Source organism: Jiangella ureilytica (assembly GCF_004348545.1).
GTDB lineage: Bacteria > Actinomycetota > Actinomycetes > Jiangellales > Jiangellaceae > Jiangella > Jiangella ureilytica.
The window spans coordinates 48,493-68,937 of record NZ_SMKL01000033.1 but is presented as its reverse complement, the minus strand read 5'-3'; the positions used below and the strand labels follow the sequence as shown (position 1 = coordinate 68,937).

Genomic DNA, 20,445 nt, shown 5'->3' with positions numbered 1-20,445 from the left:
CCGCCCGCCACACCCACGCCGCCGTCGAGGCGCCCGCCCGGGCAGCCGCCGGTGATGCCGTCCGCCCCGCCGGTCGTGCCGGCCGGGGCGGGCGACGCGCTGCGGCTGCCAGGACTGGCGGTGACGATCGTCGGCGTGCTGCTGCTCGGGTTCGTCGGGCAGCTGGCGCTGCTGTCGCAGCTGGGGCACACGCGGGCCCAGGAACTGGCGTTCGACGAGTTCCGCGTCGAGCTCGCCAACGGCACCGCCCCCATCGGCCAGCTCAACCGCGACGATGCGATGTGGCCACTGGGAACGGCGATGGCCGTGCTCGAGATCCCGGCGCTCGACCTGCACGAGGTGGTCTTCGAGGGGACGACGTCGGCGGTCCTGCAGGACGGGGCCGGGCACCGTCGCGACACCGTGTTCCCCGGCCAGGAGGGCACCAGCGTCGTCATGGGCCGGCAGGCGACCTACGGCGGCCCGTTCGGGCGGCTGGACCTGCTGCAGCCCGGGGAACCGTTCACCGTCACCACGGGGCAGGGCGCGCACACGTACCACGTGACCGGCGTGCGCCGCGAGGGTGACCCGCAGCCGCCGCCGCTGGCCGACGGCGAGGGCCGGCTCACGCTGGTCACCGCCGGCGGCGACCCCTTCCGCCCCGACGGCGTCCTGCGGGTCGACGCCGAGCTGGTCAGCGACCCGGTGCCGACGCCGAGGCGGCCGTTCCGCTCCGCCGACCTGCCCGCGGAGGAGCAGGCGATGAAGGGCGACCCGTCGGGCTGGGTGGCGGTGATGCTCTGGGCGCAGGCGACGGCGTTCGCCGCGGTCGGCGTGGCGTGGGCGTCGGTGCGCTGGGGGAAGGCCCAGGCGTGGACCATCGGGGTGCCGCTCCTCGGCGGCCTCGGCATCGCCCTCGCCGACGCGGCCGCCGTCCTGCTCCCCAACCTCATGTGAACCCGCGCCGGTACCGAAGTCGATCGTGGAGCACGTGCCGCATCACTCGGACGAATTCCGCCGCGACTGCGCACGTGCTCCACGATCAACGAGTGAAGGCGGGCGGTGTCAGGAACGACCGGTATCGTCGGGGCTGTCGCCAGCGAAGACATCCCGGAAGGACGGACCCATGCCTCGCGTCGCCCTGGTCACCTGCGCCGAGCTGCCCGGCCTCGACACCGACGACCAGCTGGCGATCGAGCCGCTGCGGGCGCTCGGCGTAGCCGTCGAGACGCCGGTGTGGGACGACCCCGGCGTCGACTGGGACCGGTTCGACCTCGCCGTGCTGCGCAACCCGTGGGACTACCCGCGCCGCCGCGAGCAGTTCCTCGCCTGGACCCGCTCGGTGCCGCGGCTGCTGAACCCGCCCGCCGTCGTCCAGTGGAACACCGACAAGGTCTACCTGCGCGACCTCGCCGCCGCCGGCCTGCCCGTCGTCCCCACCACCTGGCTCGTTCCGGGCGGCACCCCGGACCTGCCGCACGAGGGCGAGGTCGTCGTCAAGCCGTCGGTCAGCGCCGGCTCGGCCGACACCGGCCGCTACGACCTCGGCGACGGGCAGCAGCGCGCCCTCGCAGAGGCGCACGCCGAGAAGCTGCTGACCCGCGGCGACACCGTCATGCTGCAGCCGTACCTCGGCGCCGTCGACACCGCGGGCGAGACCGCCATGCTGCACATCGGCGGCGTCTTCAGCCACGCCATCCGCAAGGGCCCGCTGCTCGACGGGCCCGACCTGCGCGACGGCGCGCCGCTGTGGTCCGAGGACATCACCGCGCGCGAGGCCTCCGAGGAGGAGCGCGACGTCGCGCGGCGCACCCTCGCGGCCATCCCGGGCGGCTCGGACCAGCTGCTCTACGCCCGCGTCGACGTCATCCCGGGGGCCGACGGCACGCCGGTCGTGCTCGAGGTCGAGCTCACCGAGCCGAGCCTGTTCTTGGCCACGTCGCCGGGCGCCCCCGAACGCCTGGCACGGGCGATCACCGCACAGCTCTAACCGGTAGCATCGACCCGGCCCGACCACACAGTCACGCACCCAGGGAGCAGTCGTGTCCGAACACATCCGCGTCGTCGTCGCAGGGAGCGAGCGACAGGCCGGTGCGGGCACGACGGCGGCCGACCTGTTCGCCGACGATCCCACGGTGGTCGCCGCCCGGGTCGGCGGCACGCTCGTCGACCTCGCCAGGGTGCTGGCCGACGGCGACGAGGTCGAGCCGGTGGCCATCGACAGCCGCGACGGCCGCGACATCCTGCGCCACTCCACGGCGCACGTCATGGCGCAGGCGGTGCAGGCGCTGTACCCCGAGGCCAAGCTGGGCATCGGCCCGCCGGTCGAGAACGGCTTCTACTACGACTTCGACGTCGCCGAGCCGTTCACCCCTGACGATCTCAAGAGCATCGAGAAGAAGATGCAGCAGATCGTCAAGGAGCGGCAGTCGTTCGTCCGGCGCCCGGTGAGCGACGACGAGGCCCGCACGGAGCTGGCGGCCGAGCCGTACAAGCTCGAGCTGATCGGCCTCAAGGGCGGCGGCGCCGAGCAGGCCGCCGAGGGCGCGTCGGCCGAGGTCGGCGGCGCCGAGCTGACCATCTACGACAACGTGAGGCCCGACGGTGAGTCGGCCTGGAAGGACCTCTGCCGCGGCCCGCACCTGCCCACCACGCGCAACATCCCGGCGTTCAAGCTCATGCGGGTCGCCGCCGCGTACTGGCGGGGGAGCGAGAAGAACCCGCAGCTGCAGCGCATCTACGGCACCGCCTGGGAGAGCCGCGACGCGCTCAAGGACTACCTCGACCGCCTCGCCGAGGCCGAGCGGCGCGACCACCGCAAGCTCGGCCGCGAGCTCGACCTGTTCAGCTTCCCCGACGAGCTGGGCTCCGGCCTGCCGGTGTTCCACCCCAAGGGCGGCGTCCTCAAGCGTGAGATGGAGGACTACGTCCGCCGCCGGCACCTGGAGGAGGGATTCCAGTACGTCGGCACGCCGCACATCTCCAAGCAGGGCCTGTTCGAGACCTCCGGGCACCTGCCGTACTACGCCGACGGCATGTTCCCGCCCATGGAGCTCGAGGGCAGCTCGTACTACCTCAAGGCCATGAACTGCCCGATGCACAACCTGATCTTCCGCTCCCGCGGCCGGTCCTACCGCGAGCTGCCGCTGCGGCTGTTCGAGTTCGGCTCGGTGTACCGGTACGAGAAGTCCGGCGTGGTGCACGGCCTCACCCGTGTGCGCGGCATGACGCAGGACGACTCGCACTCCTACGTCACCCAGGAGCAGGCGGCCGCCGAGATCACTCACCTGCTGAACTTCGTGCTGGGGCTGCTCAAGGACTTCGGGCTCGACGACTACTACCTCGAGCTGTCCACCCGCGACCCCGAGTCGGACAAGTTCATCGGCACCGACGAGCAGTGGGAGCAGGCCACTCGCACGCTCGAGGAGGTCGGCAAGGCCTCCGGCCTCGAGCTGGTGCCCGACCCGGGTGGCGCCGCCTACTACGGCCCCAAGATCTCGGTGCAGACCCGCGACGCCATCGGCCGTACCTGGCAGATGTCGACCATCCAGCTCGACTTCAACCAGCCGGCCCGGTTCGAGCTGGAGTACCAGGCCGCCGACGGCACCCGGCAGCAGCCGGTCATGATCCATTCGGCGAAGTTCGGCTCCATCGAGCGGTTCATCGGCGTCCTGGTCGAGCACTACGCCGGCGCGTTCCCGCCCTGGCTCGCGCCGGTGCAGGCGGTCGGCATCCCCATCGCCGACGAGCACGTGCCGTACCTGCAGGGCGTGGCCGCGAAGCTGCGCGACGCCGGCATCCGGGTCGAGGTCGACGACTCCGACGACCGCATGCAGAAGAAGATCCGCAACGCGCAGAAGCAGAAGATCCCCTTCATGCTCATCGCGGGCGACGACGACGTCGCCAAGGACGCGGTCTCCTTCCGCTACCGCGACGGCAGCCAGAAGAACGGCGTGCCGGTCGACGACGCGGTCGCCGAGATCGTCGACGCCGTGAAGCGCCGGATCCAGGTCTGACCGTGCCCGAGGCCGACCGCCTGGAGCGGCTGTGGACGCCGTACCGCATGGCCTACATCACCGGCGAGCCGGGCAACGGGCGCGACGGCGACGGCTGCCCGCTGTGCGCCATCCCGGCGAAGTCCGACGAGGACGGGCTGATCCTGCACCGCGGCCGCACGGCCTACGCGGTGCTCAACCTGCACCCGTACAACCCCGGCCACCTCATGGTCGTCCCGTACCGCCACACCGGGGTATTCGAGACGCTCACCGACGACGAGTCGCGCGAGCTGACCACCATGACGCAGGACGCGCTGCGGGCCGTGCAGGCGGCGTCGAGCCCGCACGGTTTCAACATCGGGCTGAACCTCGGCGGGGTGGCCGGCGGCTCGCTGTCGGCGCACCTGCACCAGCACGTGGTGCCCCGGTGGAGCGGCGACGCCAACTTCATGACCGTCCTCGACAACACCAAGATCATGCCGCAGCTGCTGGCCGACACCCGGGCCATGATCGCGGCGGCCTGGCCGGCCGATCCGGCCTGAGGCGTCAGCCGAACAGCGTCTCGCCCCAGTAGGGCGGGCACGGTTTCATCCAGGATCGGCCCCGTCATGGTGTGGTCGATCCTGGATGACCACTCCCGGCCGGCTACGCCGAGCTGTCCGCCGTCATCTTCGCGGCGATGTTCTGCGGCATCGGCTCGTAGCGGGCGAAGCGGCGGGTGAACGTCCCCGTCCCATGGCTCATCGCGCGCAGGTCGATCGCGTACCGCACGATCTCCATCTGCGGCACGTGGGCGCGCACCACCGTCCGCCCGGAGCCCACCGTGTCGGTGCCGAGCACCCGGCCGCGGCGGCCGGCGAGGTCGCCCATGACGGCGCCCACGTAGTCGTCGGGGATCATGACCGAGATCTCGTCGACCGGCTCGAGCAGGCTCACCCCGGCCGCCGACGCCGCCTCGCGCAGCGCCAGGCCGCCCGCCGTCTGGAACGCCATGTCCGAGGAGTCGACGCTGTGCGCCTTGCCGTCGTAGAGCGTCACCTTGATGTCCACCATGGGGTAGCCGGCGACGGTGCCGCGCTCCATCTGCGCGCGCACGCCCTTCTCGACCGACGGGATGAACTGACGCGGGACCGCGCCGCCGACCACCTTGTCGACGAACTCGAAGCCGGCGCCCTCGGGGAGCGGCTCGACCTCGATCTCGCAGACGGCGTACTGGCCGTGGCCGCCGGACTGCTTGACGTGCCGGCCGCGGCCGTTCGCCTTGCCGGACAGCGTCTCGCGCAGCGGCACCCGCAGCGCGACGGTGTCGACGTGGACGCCGTGGCGGTTCTTCAGCCGGTCGAGGACGAGGTCGGCGTGCGCCTCGCCCATGGTCCAGAGCACCAGCTGGTGCGTCTCACCGTTGTTCTCGACGCGCAGGGTCGGGTCCTCGGCCACCAGCCGCGACAGGCCCTGGGCGAGCTTGTCCTCGTCGGCCTTGGCGGAGGGGACGATCGCGAACGGCAGCAGCGGCTCCGGCATCGACCACGGCCGCATGAGCAGCGGGTCGTCCTTGCCGGACAGCGTGTCACCGGTCTCGGCGCGCGACAGCTTGGCGATGGCGACGATGTCGCCCGCGTGCGCCTCGGCGACCGGGCGCTGCGTCTTGCCCAGGGGGCAGGACAGCGTGCCGACGCGCTCGTCCTCGTCGTGCTCCTCGTGCCCGCGGTCGGCCAGGAAGTGGCCCGAGACGTGCACCGTCGCGTCGGGCCGCAGGGTCCCGGAGAAGACCCGGACCAGGCTGACCCGCCCGACGTAGGGGTCAGACGTGGTCTTGACGACCTCGGCCAGCAGCGGGCCGGCCGGGTCGGCCGTGATGCCGTCGCGCGGCGTGCCGTCCAGCGTCGTGACCTCGGGCAACGGGTGCTCGGCGGGGGAGGGGAAGCCGCCCGCGATGACCTCGAGCAGCTCGTGCGTGCCCAGGCCGGACGCGGCGCAGACCGGGATGACGGGGTGGAAGGAGCCGCGCGCGACCGCCCGCTCGAGGTCGTCGACCAGCACCTTCAGCTCGATGTGCTCGCCGCCGAGGTAGCGGTCCATCAGGCTCTCGTCCTCGGACTCCTCGATGATGCCCTCGATCAGCTCGCCGCGGGCCTCCTCGAGCAGGGCGGCCTCGTCACCGGACGGGTCGCGCTCGCTGCGGCTGCCGCCGCCGTAGCTGAAGACCCGCTCGCTGAGCAGGCCCACCAGCGAGTCCGTGCCGCTGGGAAGATAGAGGGGGAGGACCTTGTCGCCGAAGCCGTCGCGGATGGCGGCCAGCGTGCCCGCGTAGTCCGAGCGCGGGTGGTCCAGCTTGGTGAGGACGACGGCGCGCGGCATGCGGACCGCTTCGCACTCGGCCCAGAGCAGCCGCGTCGTGCCGTCGATCGGCTCCGCGGTGGACACCACGAACAGCGCGCAGTCGGCGGCGCGCAGCCCCGCGCGCAGGTCGCCGACGAAGTCCGCGTAACCGGGGGTGTCCAGCAGGTTGATCTTGGTCTGGTCGTAGAGCAGCGGCGCGAGCGCGAGACCGACGGACCGCTGCTGGCGGACCTCGCTCTCGTCGTGGTCGCACACCGTGGTGCCGTCCTCGACCCGTCCGGCCCGGTGGATCGTGCCGGACGCGACGAGGAGGGCCTCGACGAGCGTGGTCTTACCCGCGGAGGTCGGGCCGACGAGAACGACGTTGCGCACGTCGACCCCGTCGGCCGGAGGTACACCTCCGGCGTCGCCCTGCTCTCCTGTCTGGTGCCGAGTCGCCATGCGCCAGCCTCCTGCCTCGCAGGCGACGCGCGGCCCGGCGGATCCAGCGCCTCGTTGCGCCGCCGCGGTTCGTAGATGTGGTGATGGCCACTTTGGTGCTCGAAGCGCGGATGCGCAAGGCCCGTGGGCACATCGCCAGTAGCATGGCGGCGCCGGGTGCTGCTGGTACGGCGGACCGGTTCGGAACATCTGGAGTCGAACGGACGGGCGATGCTCGACAAGTACACCCGGGTCTATTCGACCCGTATCCTGACCCCGGCCGCGCGCGGGCTGCTGAAGCTGGGGCTGGGGCCGGATGCGGTCACGGTCATCGGGACGCTCGGCGTGTGCGCCGGCGCGCTGATCTTCTACCCGCAGGGCGAGTTCCTGTGGGGAACGCTGTTCATCACGGCGTTCGTGTTCTTCGACAACATCGACGGCATCATGGCGCGGCTCTCGGGCCGGACCAGCAAATGGGGGGCGTTCCTCGACTCCACGCTGGACCGCTTCGGCGACGCCGCCATCTTCGGCGGGCTGGCGCTCTGGTTCGCCGGCGACGGCGACGACCTGCGCATGGTGGCGCTGCTGATCGCCTGCCTGACGCTGGGGGCCGTCGTCTCCTACGCCAGGGCCCGGGCCGAGAGCCTCGGCTACACCGCCGGCGGCGGCATCGCCGAACGGGCCGACCGGCTGGTGGCCATCCTGGTGATCACCGGGCTGGTGGGCCTGCTGGACCTGACCGTCGTGGTGCTCGAGGTCCTACTCTGGCTGTTGGCGGCGGCGAGCGCGTGGACCGTATGGCAGCGCGTGAGCGAGGTCAGGCGGCAGGCGGCCCGGGAGTGAGTGCCTTCAGCGACCAGCGGCAGCTGTGGCTGTACAGCACCGGCTGGAAGGCGGTGCAGCACATGCCGGAGAAGGCCGCCTACCGGTCGTTCCGGACCATCGCGGACTTCTTCTGGCGCCGTCGCAGCCCGTCGGTGCGCCGGCTCGAGCTGAACTACGCGCGCGTGGGGAAGTGGTCGCCCGACGAGCTGCGCGAGCTGACCCGGCTGGGCGCCCGGTCGTACATGCGGTACTGGTGCGACGCGTTCCGGATGTCCGAGTGGAGCCACGAGCGCATCCTCGACCGGGTCCGGGTGGTCGACGAATACCGCCTGCGCGACGCCCTGGCCGCCGGCCGGGGCGTCGTCGTCCCGCTGCCGCACATGGGCAACTGGGACTGGGCGGGCGCCTGGGCCTGCCTCACCGGGGCGCCGCTGGCGACGGTGGCGGAGCGGCTGCGCCCGGAGAAGCTGTACGAGCGGTTCGTGACCTACCGCGAGGCGTTGGGCATGACGGTGCACCCGCTGGGCGGCGACGGCGTCATGGGCGCGCTGGCAGGGCACCTGGACCGGGGCGGCCTGGTCTGCCTGCCGGCCGAGCGCGACCTGTCGCGCCGCGGCGTCCCCGTCACCCTGTTCGGCGAGCCGACCCGCATGCCCGCGGGCAGCGCCATGCTGGCGCTGCGCACGGGAGCGGCCCTGATCCCCGCCACCCTCGCCTATGAGGGCCAGGAGCCCGACCACCGGCTGGTTATCCGGTTCCACGAGCCCGTCGAGCCGCCCGAAGAACGGGGCGAGCGGCTGGCCATCATGACCCAGAGCATCGCCGACGCCTTCGAGGTGGGCATTCGGGCCAACCCGGAGGACTGGCACATGACCCAGCGGCTGTTCCTGGCCGACCTCGACGCGAACGACCCCCGCCGGCGGGTGGAGCCGGTGGCGTCATGAGGGTCGGCATCGCCTGCCCGTACGCCTGGGACGTCCCCGGTGGCGTCCAGGTGCACATCCGCGACTTCACCGAGGAGCTGACCCGCCGCGGGCACACCGTCTCGGTCCTGGTGCCGGGCGAGGACGACCCCGCGCTGCCGCCGTACGTCACCACCGTCGGGCGGCCGGTGTCCATTCCCTACAACGGGTCGGTGGCGCGGGTCGCGTTCGGGCCGCGCATCGCAGCCCGCGTGCGCCGCTGGCTCGTCGACGGTGAGTTCGACGTCGTCCACGTGCACGAGCCGGCCTCGCTGTCGCTGGGCCTCATCACCACGTGGTGGGCCGAGATCCCGATCGTGGCGACGTCGCACTCGGCGATGCGCCGGTCGCGGGCCATGAGCGCCGCACAGGGCATCCTCAAGTCCGCGTTCGAGAAGTTCGCCGCCCACATCGCCGTGTCCGACGAGGCACGGCGCACCGTCGTCGAGCACCTGGGCGTCGATGCGGTCCAGATCCCGAACGGCCTGTTCGTCGACCGGTTCGCCGTCGCCGCTCGCGAGGAGTGGCGGTCGCCCGAGGGGACGCTGTCGTTCCTCGGCCGGCTCGACGAGCCGCGCAAGGGGCTACAGGTGCTGCTCAAGGCCTGGCCCGTCATCCACGACGCGTTCCCGAAGGCGCGGCTGCTCGTCGCCGGGCGCGGCGAGATCGACGACATCCGCCGCGGCATCGACCCCCGCCACCGCGACGCCGTCGAGTTCCTGGGCGGCGTCAGCGACGACGACAAGGCGGCCATGCTGGCCAGCAGCGACATCTACGTCGCCCCGCACATCGGCGGCGAGTCCTTCGGCATCGTCCTGGCCGAGGCCATGGCGGCAGGCGCGCCCGTGCTGGCCAGCGACCTCGAGGCCTTCCGCGCGGTGCTCGACGACGGGCGCCTGGGTGCGCTGGTGCCGGTGGGCGACTCGGTCGCGCTGGCGGACGAGGCGATCGCGCTGCTGGGCGACCCGGCCAGGCGGGCGCGCTACCGCAACGCCGCCTCCCTGGGGGTGCGACGGTACGACTGGGCGCGGGTGACCGACGAGATTTTGGCCGTGTACGAGATGGCGATCGCCGTCGGCTCCGGCGGTCACACCTTCAAGCTGCCGGGGCTGCCGTGAACTGGGAGTGGCTGTTCGTCACGATCGCCGTGCTCGCGGCGCTGGGCGTGTACCTGTCGTGGACGGCCGGCCGGCTGGACCGCCGGCACGCCCGGCTCGAGGCGTCGCGGGCCGTGCTCGACGCGGAGCTGCTGCGGCGGTCCGCGTCGGTCCTGGACCTGGCGACGGCCGGCCTGCTCGACCCCGCGTCGTCCGTCGCGCTGGCCGACGCGGCCTCGCGGGCCCGGACCGCCGCCGAGGGGACCGAGCGGTACCAGGCCGAGAGCGACCTCACCGCCGTCCTCACCGCCGTGCTGGACGACCCCGAGGACCTCGAGCCGCTGCGCTCGGACCCCGCCGCCGAGGCGGCCCTCGAGGACCTCGCCATGGCCTGCCGCCGGGCGGCGCACGCCCGCCGGTTCCACAACGAGCTGGTCCGCGGCGCGATCCGGCTGCGGCGCAAGGCGCTCGTTCGCTGGTTGAGGCTGGCCGGCTACGCCCCGATGCCCGAGACGGTCGAACTGGACGACACCGTGCCGCACGGGTTGGCGTCGGAGTGAGGTTCTTCGTTGCGGGGTCGGGCTGGGTTCCCCCGTCCCCCTGCTGCCCATTCTCTTAGCCCCGGACGGTCGCCTCAAGCGGACCCTGGTGGCGCTTCGCGCCGTGGGGGTCCGCTTGACCCGCCCGTCCGGGGTCTAAGAACGGGCAGCTATCAGGGGGACGGGGGGAGTCTGGCGACGGGTGCGGGTCCTGGCGGGCCCTGCTGGTGTCCGCGTGGTGGGATTTGGCGGCGTTGGCGGGGCCGTCACGAGGTTCTCTGCCGCTTCACGAGGCATGCATGCCTGGTGATGTGGCAGAACGCCTGGTGATGTAGCGGATCGCCGATGATCATCGCGGTGCACAGCCCGGCGAACCGGGCCAACCGGGCACGCGAAGCGGTGAGGCGTGCCCAGGGTCTCCCCGTCCCCCTGATAGCTGCCCGTTCTTAGGCCGCGGGCGCCCGGGTCAAGCGGACCCCCAGGGCGCGCAGCGCCCACCGGTCCGCTTGAGGCGTGTGCACGCGGCCAAGAGAATGGGCAGCAAGGGGGACGGGGAGCCCACCAGGAAACTGGCGCGAAGGTGTCACGGGCGAGGACGTACCATGGACCTGACCATCCGTCCATCGACTCATGAGGTTCGAGCAGCAGTGTCCGAAGAGACGCAGTCCACCGTCGGTACCGCCCGGGTCAAGCGTGGTATGGCCGAGATGCTCAAGGGTGGCGTGATCATGGACGTGGTCACCCCCGAGCAGGCTCGCATCGCCGAGGACGCCGGCGCCGTCGCCGTCATGGCGCTCGAGCGGGTGCCGGCCGACATCCGCGCCCAGGGCGGCGTGGCGCGCATGAGCGACCCCGACCTCATCGACGGCATCATCGACGCCGTGTCGATCCCGGTCATGGCCAAGGCTCGCATCGGCCACTTCGTCGAGGCGCAGGTGCTGCAGAGCCTCGGCGTCGACTACGTCGACGAGTCCGAGGTGCTCACCCCGGCCGACTTCGAGCACCACATCGACAAGTGGCAGTTCACGGTGCCGTTCGTCTGCGGCGCGACGAACCTGGGCGAGGCGCTGCGCCGCATCGCCGAGGGCGCGGCCATGATCCGCTCCAAGGGCGAGGCCGGCACCGGCGACGTCTCCAACGCCACCACGCACATGCGCAAGCTGCGCGACCAGATCACCCGGCTCGCCTCGCTGCCCGAGGACGAGCTGTACGTGGCGGCCAAGGAGCTGCAGGCGCCGTACGACCTCGTCAAAGAGGTCGCGCAGGCCGGCAAGCTCCCCGTGGTCCTGTTCACCGCCGGCGGCATCGCCACCCCGGCCGACGCTGCCATGATGATGCAGCTGGGCGCCGAGGGCGTCTTCGTCGGCTCTGGCATCTTCAAGTCCGGCGACCCCGCCCGCCGCGCCGAGGCCATCGTCAAGGCCACCACGTTCTACAACGACCCCGACACGCTGGCCAAGGTGTCCCGCGGCCTCGGCGAGGCCATGGTGGGCATCAACGTGGCCGACCTGCCCGAGCCGCACCGCCTGGCCGAGCGCGGCTGGTGAGCCGGCGGCCGTGACGGCGGACGCCTCCGATCTGGGGGAGTGGCGCGACGACGACGGCGTCTGGTTCCGTCGCGCCGCCCGGGTCATCGCGGTCGACGCCGCCGGGCGCGTGCTGATGATGCGCGGGGTCGACCCCGCCGAGCCGGACCACGTCTGGTGGATCACGCCCGGCGGGGGCCTCGACCCCGGCGAGGGCGAGCGGGCCGGCGCCGTGCGCGAGCTGTTCGAGGAGAGCGGCATCCGGCTCGACCCCGCCGACCTCACCGGGCCGGTCGCCTCGCGCAGCGCGTTGTTCAGCTTCGACGGCCGCCCGTACCGCCAGGACGAGGTGTTGTTCTTCGCCCGGCTGAACGGCTCGGCCGAGAGCTCGGCCGAGATCGACCGGTCCGGCTGGACGGCCATCGAGCGGGCCTCGGTGACGGAGCTGCGCTGGTGCACCGCCGCCGAGCTCGACGCCGTCGCCGCCGAGGAGCCGGTGTACCCGCCGGCGTTGCCGGCCATCGTCCGCGGCCTCATCGAGTCCGGCTGGGACGGCGTCGCCCATGCGGTCGACTGACCGCCGGAACGGTAAAATCGAAGGTCGAGACCGAGACAGAGACGAAGAGGTTCACCGTGTCCCAGCCCACCGTCGGGGTGCTCGCCCTGCAGGGCGACGTCCGCGAGCACCAGCGCATGCTGGCCGCCGTCGGCGCGCAGAGCACGCCCGTGCGCACGCCGGCGGAGCTCGACGCCGTCGACGCCCTCGTGCTGCCCGGCGGCGAGTCCACCACCATGTGGCGGCTGGCGCGCACGTTCGGGCTGCTCGAGCCGCTGCGCCGGCGGGTCGCCGCGGGCATGCCGGCCTACGGGTCGTGCGCCGGCATGATCATGCTGGCCGACCGCATCGAGGGCGGCGTGACGGGGCAAGAGACCGTGGGCGGCATGGACATCACGGTGCGCCGCAACGCGTTCGGCCGCCAGGTCGACTCCTTCGAGGCCGACGTCGACTTCCCGGCCCTGCGCGAGCCCGAGCGGCCGCTGCACGCCGTCTTCATCCGGGCGCCCTGGGTCGAGAAGGTCGGCGACGGCGTCGAGGTCCTGGCCCGTGCCACGGGCAGTGATGTCGACGCCTCGGCGGAGAAGCGTGCCTCGGCTAGGATCGTCGCGGTCCGGCAGGGACGCCTCCTGGCCACGTCCTTCCACCCGGAACTGACAGCGGACGCGCGTGTGCACGCGCTCTTCCTCGACATCGTGAAGGAGGCTTGACCCTCTATGTCCGGCCACTCCAAGTGGGCGACCACCAAGCACAAGAAGGCCCTGGTCGACGCGAAGCGGGGCAAGCTCTTCGCCAAGCTGATCAAGAACGTCGAGGTGGCGGCCCGCACCGGCGGCGGCGACCCGGCGGGCAACCCGACGCTGTACGACGCCATCCAGAAGGCGAAGAAGTCGTCGGTCCCCAACGACAACATCGACCGCGCCGTCAAGCGCGGCTCCGGCGCCGAGGGCGGCGGGGCCGAGTACCAGACCATCATGTACGAGGGCTACGGCCCCAACGGCGTCGCCGTCCTCATCGAGTGCCTCACCGACAACCGCAACCGCGCGGCGTCCGAGGTCCGGGTCGCCATGACCCGCAACGGCGGCTCCATGGCCGACCCCGGCTCGGTGTCGTACATGTTCGACCGCAAGGGCGTCGTCGTCGTGCCCGCGGCCCAGGACGGCGGCCGCAAGGTCACCGAGGACGACCTGCTCGAGGTGGTGCTCGACGCCGGCGCCGAAGAGGTCGAGGACCTCGGCGAGGCGTTCGAGATCCGCAGCGAGGCGAGCGACCTCGTCGCCGTCCGCACCGCCATCCAGCAGGCCGGCATCGACTACGACTCCGCGGAGTCGTCGTTCATCCCGTCGGTCAGCGTCCCGCTCGACGAGGACGGCGCCCGGAAGATCTTCCGGCTCATCGACGCCCTCGAGGACAGCGACGACGTCCAGAACGTGTGGGCCAACTTCGACGTGTCCGACGACGTCATGGCGGCGGTCGGCTGACGCTGGGCGGCGAGTCTGCCCGCCTCGGCGGCGCCCCGCCGGTAGGGTCGGCACCGAACTGGTGTTCGGCCCGAGTCGTGTCGGAGGGTGCTGCATGCGGGTGTTGGGGGTCGACCCGGGCCTGACGCGCTGCGGGCTCGGCATCGTCGAGGGGTCGCCCGGGCGGGCGCTCCGCCTCGTCGCCGTCGACGTCGTCCGCACGCCCGCCGACGCCGAGCTGGGGCACCGGCTGCTGGCCATCGAGACGGCCATCGACCAGTGGCTGGCCACGTACCGGCCCGACACCGTCGCCGTCGAGCGCGTGTTCAGCCAGCACAACGTCCGCACGGTCATGGGCACCGCGCAGGCCAGCGGTGTCGCGACGCTCGCGGCAGCGCGCCGGGGCATCCCCGTCGTCACCCACACGCCCAGCGAGGTCAAGGCGGCCGTCAGTGGCAGCGGCCAGGCCGACAAGGCGCAGGTCGCGTTCATGGTGACCCGGCTGCTCCGGCTCGACGCCGCGCCCAAGCCCGCCGACGCCAGCGACGCGCTCGCACTCGCGATCTGCCAGATCTGGCGGGGCGCGGCACAGAACCGGCTGCAGGCCGCGGTCGCCGCGGCAGGGAGGGGTCGACGGTGATCGCTTACGTCCGTGGCCAGGTGACTGCGGTCCGCCCCACCGAGGCGGTGGTCGACGTCGGCGGCGTCGGGCTGGCGCTGCACTGCACGCCGTCGACGACGTCCTCGCTGCGGCTCGGCGAGGTGGCCCAGCTGGCCGCCAGCCTGGTCGTCCGCGAGGACTCCCTGACGCTCTACGGCTTCGCCGACGAGGACGAGAAGACGGTGTTCGAGCTGCTGCAGACGGCCAGCGGCGTCGGCCCGCGGCTGGCGCAGGCCATGCTGTCGGTCCACTCGCCCGACGACCTGCGCCGCGCCGTCGCCACCGAGGACCTCGTCGCGCTCACCAAGGTGCCGGGCGTCGGCAAGAAGGGCGCTCAGCGCATCGTCATCGAGCTCAAGGACAAGCTCGGCCTGCCCGGCGGCGGCCCGTCGCTCGCGGCGGTGCCGTCGGCTCCGGCGCCGGGGGCGGCCGGCTGGCAGGTGCAGGTGCACGAGGCGCTGCTGGGCCTGGGCTGGTCCGCCCGCGAGGCCGACCGCGCGGTCGAGAGCGTGGCGGCCGACGTCAACGGCGACGCCGGCGACCACGACGTCTCCGTGCTGCTGCGCAAGGCGTTGCGTAACCTGGCCAGGACATGAGCTTCCCCGACGACCACGTGCACCGGCTGGTGGGCGGCGACGCCGACCAGGAGGAGCGCACCGTCGAGGCGGCGCTGCGCCCCCGCACCCTGGCCGAGTTCGTCGGGCAGGAGCGGCTGCGCGAGCAGCTGTCGCTCGTGCTCGACGCCGCCCGGGCCCGGGGGAGGAGCGCCGACCACATCCTGCTCTCCGGCCCGCCCGGCCTCGGCAAGACGACGCTGGCCATGATCGTCGCGGCCGAGATGGGCGTGCCGCTGCGCATCACCAGCGGCCCGGCCATCCAGCACGCCGGCGACCTCGCGGCCATCCTGTCCTCGGTCAACGAGGGCGACGTGCTGTTCTTCGACGAGATCCACCGCATGGCCCGCCCGGCGGAAGAGATGCTCTACACGGCCATGGAGGACTTCCGGGTCGACGTCGTGGTCGGCAAGGGCCCGGGCGCGACGGCGATCCCGCTCGACCTGCCGCACTTCACCATGGTCGGGGCCACGACGCGCACCGGCCTGCTGCCGGGGCCGCTGCGCGACCGGTTCGGGTTCACCGGGCACCTCGAGCTGTACGAGCCGGGCGAGCTCGAACTGGTGCTGCGCCGGTCGGCGGGGCTGCTCGGCGTCGAGCTGAAGGGCGACGGCACGGGCGAGATCGCCGGCCGGTCCCGCGGCACGCCCCGCATCGCGAACCGGCTGCTGCGCCGGGTCCGCGACTTCGCCGAGGTCCGCGGCGACGGCATCATCAGCGGCGATGTCGCCCGGGCGGCGCTGAAGGTGTTCGCCGTCGACGAGCTCGGGCTCGACCGCCTCGACCGCGCGGTGCTGACGGCGCTGTGCAAGAGCTTCGGCGGGGGACCGGTGGGGCTCGGCACGCTCGCCGTCGCCGTCGGCGAGGAGCGCGAGACGGTCGAAGAGGTGGCCGAGCCGTTCCTCGTCCGCGCCGGGCTGCTGGCGCGGACGCCCCGCGGCCGGGTCGCGACCCCGGCCGCGTGGAGGCACCTCGGACTCGCCGTCCCCGCGCAGACGGCGTTCGGACGCGGGTTCGACGAGCCCGATCTGTTCTCGGCCGCCGACGGTGCGTAAGAGCCGCCGCCGGTGTGGGTAGACTCGTCCTTTCGGTGGCCGCCAGGGTCGCCGTCCGGTACACACGGCCCCGCCGTCGCGGGTGCTCTGGGAAGGATCTCGTAGATCACCATGGATGCTGCGTCGTTGCTGCTCCCGATCCTGCTGATCGCTGTCTTCTACTTCTTGCTCATCCGGCCGCAGCAGAAGCAGCGGAGGCAGATGATGGAGCTCCAGCAGTCGGTCCAGCCCGGGTCGAAGGTCATGACGAGCGCCGGCATGCTCGCCACCGTCGTCGAGATCGACACCGACAAGGACGAGATCGTCCTCGAGGTCGCGCCCGGCGTGCACAGCCGCTACGTCCGCCGGGCCATCGTCAACGTCCTCCCGTCCGGTGAGCCCACGTCGCCCGGCGCCGCCGACGACGCGCCGACGCACGAGCCCGTGGCGCAGGGCGAGGACCGCACGAACGGCGACGACATCCGCTGATCCGGGCCCGCGATAGCCTCTGACGTCGTGACGCACATTCCGGCCATCGCCGACTCCGACCGCGACCTCCTGCTGTCCCGCATCCGCGACGTGCCGGACTGGCCGGAGCCGGGCGTCGTGTTCAAGGACATCACGCCGTTGCTGCGCGACCCCGCCGCGTTCGACACCCTGGTCGAACTGCTCAGCGGGGTCGGCGGCGACGGCGTCGACGTCGTCGTGGGCATCGAGGCGCGCGGGTTCATCCTCGGTGCGCCGGTGGCGCACCGCCTCGGAGCCGGCTTCGTCCCCGTGCGCAAACAGGGCAAGCTGCCCTGGACCACCACGGCCGCCAGCTACGCCCTCGAGTACGGCGAGGCGACCATCGAGGTCCACACCGACGCCTTCAAGCCGGGCGAGCGCGTCCTCGTCGTCGACGACGTGCTCGCCACGGGCGGGACGGTGCGGGCCACCGTCGACCTCGTGCGCGGCGCCGGCGCCGACGTGGTGGGCGTCGGCATCCTCATGGAGCTCGGCTTCCTCAACGGCCGCGACAAGTTGGCCGACGTCAACGTCCGGTCGCTGCTCGTCATCTAGCCATGGTGTTGCGCGAGAAATAATATGCGCGCATACTAAATGCGTGATCGAGCTCGCTTGCGCGTCCCGCGCGTCCACCGCCGCGCCCTCGCTCTTCTTCGACAGGTGGGTCGACCACTCCAGCTGGTCCGAGTGGTCCCCCGACACGCAATGGGTGCGGGTCGAGGGGCCGGTGGCGGCCGGGGCACGCGGCGTGCTCAAGCCGAAGGGCGGCCCGAGGACGAGGTTCCTCGTGGCCGAGCACGAGCGCGACCGCGTCTACACCGACGTGAGCCGCGTCCCGGGGGCCACGCTCACCTTCCGGCACGCCGTGGCTCCCTCGCCGGCGGGGTCGGAGCTGACGGTGCGCGTGTGGCTGGACGGGCCGATGTCGTGGCTGTGGGCGCGCACGGCCTTCCGCGGCTTCCGCCACTCCGTCCCGAGCGACCTCGACCGCCTCATCGCGCTCGTGGAATCGTGACCGGCTCTCTTCCCAGCCGGTACGGGTCCGAACGGGCCAGCCCCGGATTCATGCTCTGGCGCATCACCAACCGCTGGCAGGCCGCCATTCGCGCCGCCCTGGCACCGTTCGAGCTCACGCATGTGCAGTTCGTGCTGCTCGCCGCCCTGACTCGGGCCGGCGACACGGACGGCACGACGCAGGTCGAGCTGGCCCAGCAGGTCCGCACCGACCCCATGATGGTGTCGCAGGTCCTCCGCGCGCTCGAGCGGAAGGGACACGTCGAACGTCTGCCGCACCCGGACGATCGCCGGGCCGTCCTGGTGCGGGTGAGCGCGGGCGGAGCCGACCTCGCCCGCCGGGCCAACGCCGCCGTCGAGGCCGCCGACGAGGAGTTCTTCGGACCCGGCACGGACCGCGAGCGGACCTTCCTCGACCACCTCGCCGACCTGGACGAGCGCAACCGCATCGCCCGCCCGTCGTGAGTCATCGTCCTTTTGTGCCGTTATGGCAGCGCACACGGTTGATGATCATGGGTCGCGGGCCGGTGCGTTACCCGTGGGGAACACGGCCCGTCTAAGCTGTGTTATCTCCTTCACACGGGACGAGAGGGGGCCTGTGGCCGAGCAGAGTGTTCCCAGCGGCGCGCTGACCCCGGTCAGGGTGCGGGCGAGGCTCGCCCGCCTGACCGCGCAACGCCAGCAGTCCGATCCAGCCCTGGAACCGCTGTTCCGGATCATCCGGGCCAACCACCCGAAGGCCGACCTCGAGATCATCGAGCGGGCCTACCGCACCGCCGCGCGCGCCCACAGCGGGCAGAAGCGCAAGAGCGGCGACCCGTACATCACGCACCCGCTCGCCGTCACCACCATCCTCGCCGAGCTGGGCATGACGCCGCCCACACTGGCGGCGGCGCTGCTGCACGACACCGTCGAGGACACCGACTACGCCCTCGAGCAGCTGCGCACCGACTTCGGCGAAGAGATCGCCATGCTGGTCGACGGCGTCACCAAGCTCGACAAGGTCAAGTACGGGCAGGCGGCCCAGGCCGAGACGGTCCGCAAGATGGTCATCGCCATGGCCAAGGACATCCGGGTGCTGGTGATCAAGCTCGCCGACCGGCTGCACAATGCGCGTACGTGGCGTTATGTTCCAAAAGAATCCGCCCGACGCAAGGCGCACGAGACGCTCGAGATCTACGCCCCGCTGGCGCACCGGCTGGGCATGAACACCATCAAGTGGGAGCTCGAGGACCTCTCGTTCGCCACCCTTCACCCCAAGGTCTACGACGAGATCGTGCGGCTGGTGGCCGAGCGGGCGCCGTCGCGCGACGACTACCTGGCCTCGGTCATCGACCAGGTGCAGGGCGACCTGCGGGTGTCGAAGATCAAGGCGAACGTTTACGGGCGGCCCAAGCACTACTACTCGATCTACCAGAAGATGATCGTCCGCGGCCGCGACTTCGCCGACATCTACGACCTCGTCGGCATCCGTGTGCTGGTCGAGTCGGTCCGCGACTGCTACGCCGTCCTGGGCATCGTGCACGCGCGCTGGAACCCGGTTCCCGGCCGGTTCAAGGACTTCATCGCCATGCCGAAGTTCAACATGTACCAGTCGCTGCACACGACGGTCATCGGGCCGGGCGGCAAGCCGGTCGAGCTGCAGATCCGCACCCACGCCATGCACCGCCGCGCCGAGTACGGCATCGCGGCGCACTGGAAGTACAAGGAAGACTCCAACGCCGGCCGCGAGACCGACAAGCACATCGGCAACGGCGACAACGCCGGCAACGACATGGCCTGGCTGCGCCAGTTGCTGGACTGGCAGAAGGAGACCGAGGACCCGGGAGAGTTCCTCGAGTCGCTGCGCTTCGAGATGGAGTCCAACGAGGTCTTCGTCTTCACGCCCAAGGGCGACGTCGTCGCGCTGCCGGCCGCGGCCACCCCGGTCGACTTCGCCTACGCCGTCCACACCGACATCGGCCACCGCACCATCGGCGCGCGGGTCAACGGCCGGCTGGTGCCGCTGGAGTCCAGCCTCGACAACGGCGACGTCGTCGAGGTGTTCACCTCCAAGGCGGCCGGCGCCGGGCCCAGCCGCGACTGGCTGACGTTCGTCACCAGCGCCCGCGCCCGCAACAAGATCAAGCAGTGGTTCTCCAAGGAGCGCCGCGAAGAGGCCATCGAGCACGGCAAGGACGCCATTGCGCGGGCCATGCGCAAGCAGGACCTCCCACTGCAGCGCATGATGAGCCAGGAGTCGCTCAAGGCCGTCGCCGACGAGCTGCGCTACCCCGACATCTCCGCGCTGTACGCGGCGGTCGGCGAGGGCAACGTCTCGGCACAGAGCATCGTGCAGAAGCTGGTGCAGATCCTCGGCGGCGAAGAGGGCACCACCGAGGACGTCGCCGAGGCGGCCACGCCGGACCGCCCGCGCCGGCGCACGGGCGGCGACCCCGGCGTCGTCGTCAAGGGCGTCTCCGACGTGTGGGTCAAGCTGGCCCGCTGCTGCACGCCGGTGCCGGGCGACACCATCGTCGGCTTCGTCACCCGCGGCTCCGGTGTGTCGGTGCACCGCGAGGACTGCGTCAACGTCGACTCCCTGCGCCGCCAGCACGGCCGCATGGTCGAGGTCGAGTGGGCGCCCACGGCCAACAGCATGTTCCTCGTGGCCATCCAGGTCGAGGCGCTCGACCGCGCCCGGCTGCTCTCCGACGTCACCCGGGTGCTGTCGGACCAGCACGTGAACATCCTGTCGGCGACGGTGTCGACCAACACCGACCGCATCGCCACCAGCCGGTTCACCTTCGAGATGGCCGACCCCAAGCACCTCGGCCACGTGCTGAAGGCGGTCCGCGGCGTCGAGGGCGTCTTCGACGCCTACCGGCTCACCAGCGGCATCCCGGCGCCGACCCTGCACTGACCAGCATCGGCGAC

Annotated in this window: 21 protein-coding genes; 20 read left to right on the top strand and 1 reads right to left on the bottom strand. The window is 72.0% G+C overall.

Translation table 11 applies throughout. From position 1 onward, the window contains the following. The 4 genes from E1212_RS15945 to E1212_RS15930 form a co-directional block, all read left to right on the top strand. Positions 1 to 936: sortase (locus E1212_RS15945; protein WP_203416902.1), on the top strand; the 936-nt coding region annotated here is incomplete at its 5' end. Between the two features lie 169 nt (positions 937 to 1,105). Then, on the top strand, positions 1,106 to 1,969 hold the full coding sequence (locus E1212_RS15940; protein ID WP_131984154.1) for an ATP-grasp domain-containing protein: 864 nt from the start codon (positions 1,106 to 1,108) through the stop codon (positions 1,967 to 1,969). Between the two features lie 52 nt (positions 1,970 to 2,021). Continuing rightward, entirely contained in the window at positions 2,022 to 3,995 is a 1,974-nt protein-coding gene (gene thrS, locus E1212_RS15935; protein ID WP_131984152.1) for a threonine--tRNA ligase, read from the top strand. Between the two features lie 2 nt (positions 3,996 to 3,997). Then, entirely contained in the window at positions 3,998 to 4,516 is a 519-nt protein-coding gene (locus tag E1212_RS15930; protein WP_238992361.1) for an HIT family protein, read from the top strand. A gap of 103 nt (positions 4,517 to 4,619) precedes the next feature. Here the strand turns inward: E1212_RS15930 and E1212_RS15925 are convergent, their stop codons facing one another. Next, positions 4,620 to 6,755 (bottom strand): elongation factor G-like protein EF-G2, encoded by a 2,136-nt coding sequence (locus E1212_RS15925; RefSeq protein WP_131984150.1) that lies wholly within the window; start codon positions 6,753 to 6,755, stop codon positions 4,620 to 4,622. A gap of 210 nt (positions 6,756 to 6,965) precedes the next feature. On the opposite strand from E1212_RS15925, the gene pgsA reads away from it, so the two are divergent. From pgsA to E1212_RS15845, 16 genes are all read left to right on the top strand, one after another. Continuing rightward, positions 6,966 to 7,577 carry a phosphatidylinositol phosphate synthase gene (pgsA, locus tag E1212_RS15920; RefSeq protein WP_131984148.1) on the top strand — a complete coding sequence of 204 codons (612 nt, stop codon included), beginning with the start codon at positions 6,966 to 6,968 and terminating at the stop codon, positions 7,575 to 7,577. Continuing rightward, a complete protein-coding gene (locus E1212_RS15915) occupies positions 7,574 to 8,503 on the top strand; it encodes a phosphatidylinositol mannoside acyltransferase (protein ID WP_203416901.1) in 930 nt (309 codons plus the stop codon). Before pgsA ends, E1212_RS15915 begins: the two co-directional genes overlap by 4 nt. Then, on the top strand, positions 8,500 to 9,639 hold the full coding sequence (locus E1212_RS15910) for a glycosyltransferase family 4 protein (RefSeq protein ID WP_131984144.1): 1,140 nt from the start codon (positions 8,500 to 8,502) through the stop codon (positions 9,637 to 9,639). The genes E1212_RS15915 and E1212_RS15910 overlap by 4 nt, the downstream gene beginning before the upstream one ends. After that, positions 9,636 to 10,178: a hypothetical protein gene (locus E1212_RS15905; protein ID WP_131984143.1), complete on the top strand. Its 543-nt coding sequence runs from the start codon at positions 9,636 to 9,638 to the stop codon at positions 10,176 to 10,178. Before E1212_RS15910 ends, E1212_RS15905 begins: the two co-directional genes overlap by 4 nt. A gap of 626 nt (positions 10,179 to 10,804) precedes the next feature. Then, the gene (pdxS, locus tag E1212_RS15900; protein WP_131984141.1) at positions 10,805 to 11,704 is read left to right on the top strand and encodes a pyridoxal 5'-phosphate synthase lyase subunit PdxS; all 900 of its coding nucleotides are present in this window, start codon (positions 10,805 to 10,807) and stop codon (positions 11,702 to 11,704) included. A 10-nt stretch (positions 11,705 to 11,714) separates the two neighbouring features. Then, entirely contained in the window at positions 11,715 to 12,260 is a 546-nt protein-coding gene (locus tag E1212_RS15895) for an NUDIX hydrolase (RefSeq protein ID WP_131984139.1), read from the top strand. A 116-nt stretch (positions 12,261 to 12,376) separates the two neighbouring features. Next, complete coding sequence (pdxT, locus tag E1212_RS15890) at positions 12,377 to 12,949, top strand: pyridoxal 5'-phosphate synthase glutaminase subunit PdxT (RefSeq protein ID WP_238992362.1); 573 nt, start codon at positions 12,377 to 12,379, stop codon at positions 12,947 to 12,949. Positions 12,950 to 12,955: 6 nt separating this feature from the next. Next, positions 12,956 to 13,720, top strand: coding sequence for a YebC/PmpR family DNA-binding transcriptional regulator (locus E1212_RS15885; protein WP_131984135.1), 765 nt, complete (start codon positions 12,956 to 12,958; stop codon positions 13,718 to 13,720). Between the two features lie 94 nt (positions 13,721 to 13,814). Then, complete coding sequence (ruvC, locus tag E1212_RS15880; RefSeq protein WP_131984133.1) at positions 13,815 to 14,339, top strand: crossover junction endodeoxyribonuclease RuvC; 525 nt, start codon at positions 13,815 to 13,817, stop codon at positions 14,337 to 14,339. Then, complete coding sequence (ruvA, locus tag E1212_RS15875; protein WP_131984131.1) at positions 14,336 to 14,956, top strand: Holliday junction branch migration protein RuvA; 621 nt, start codon at positions 14,336 to 14,338, stop codon at positions 14,954 to 14,956. The genes ruvC and ruvA overlap by 4 nt, the downstream gene beginning before the upstream one ends. Then, a complete protein-coding gene (gene ruvB, locus E1212_RS15870; RefSeq protein WP_131984129.1) occupies positions 14,953 to 16,029 on the top strand; it encodes a Holliday junction branch migration DNA helicase RuvB in 1,077 nt (358 codons plus the stop codon). Before ruvA ends, ruvB begins: the two co-directional genes overlap by 4 nt. A gap of 111 nt (positions 16,030 to 16,140) precedes the next feature. Beyond that, positions 16,141 to 16,497: a preprotein translocase subunit YajC gene (gene yajC / locus E1212_RS15865; RefSeq protein WP_131984127.1), complete on the top strand. Its 357-nt coding sequence runs from the start codon at positions 16,141 to 16,143 to the stop codon at positions 16,495 to 16,497. A gap of 27 nt (positions 16,498 to 16,524) precedes the next feature. Then, the gene (locus E1212_RS15860; protein ID WP_203416899.1) at positions 16,525 to 17,070 is read left to right on the top strand and encodes an adenine phosphoribosyltransferase; all 546 of its coding nucleotides are present in this window, start codon (positions 16,525 to 16,527) and stop codon (positions 17,068 to 17,070) included. 43 nt (positions 17,071 to 17,113) lie between these two features. Continuing rightward, entirely contained in the window at positions 17,114 to 17,530 is a 417-nt protein-coding gene (locus E1212_RS15855; RefSeq protein ID WP_131984125.1) for an SRPBCC family protein, read from the top strand. Between the two features lie 50 nt (positions 17,531 to 17,580). Beyond that, positions 17,581 to 17,994, top strand: a complete 414-nt coding sequence (locus E1212_RS15850) for a MarR family winged helix-turn-helix transcriptional regulator (RefSeq protein ID WP_131984123.1) — start codon at positions 17,581 to 17,583, stop codon at positions 17,992 to 17,994. Between the two features lie 22 nt (positions 17,995 to 18,016). Next, the gene (locus E1212_RS15845) at positions 18,017 to 20,431 is read left to right on the top strand and encodes a RelA/SpoT family protein (RefSeq protein ID WP_131984121.1); all 2,415 of its coding nucleotides are present in this window, start codon (positions 18,017 to 18,019) and stop codon (positions 20,429 to 20,431) included. Positions 20,432 to 20,445 lie beyond the last annotated feature (14 nt).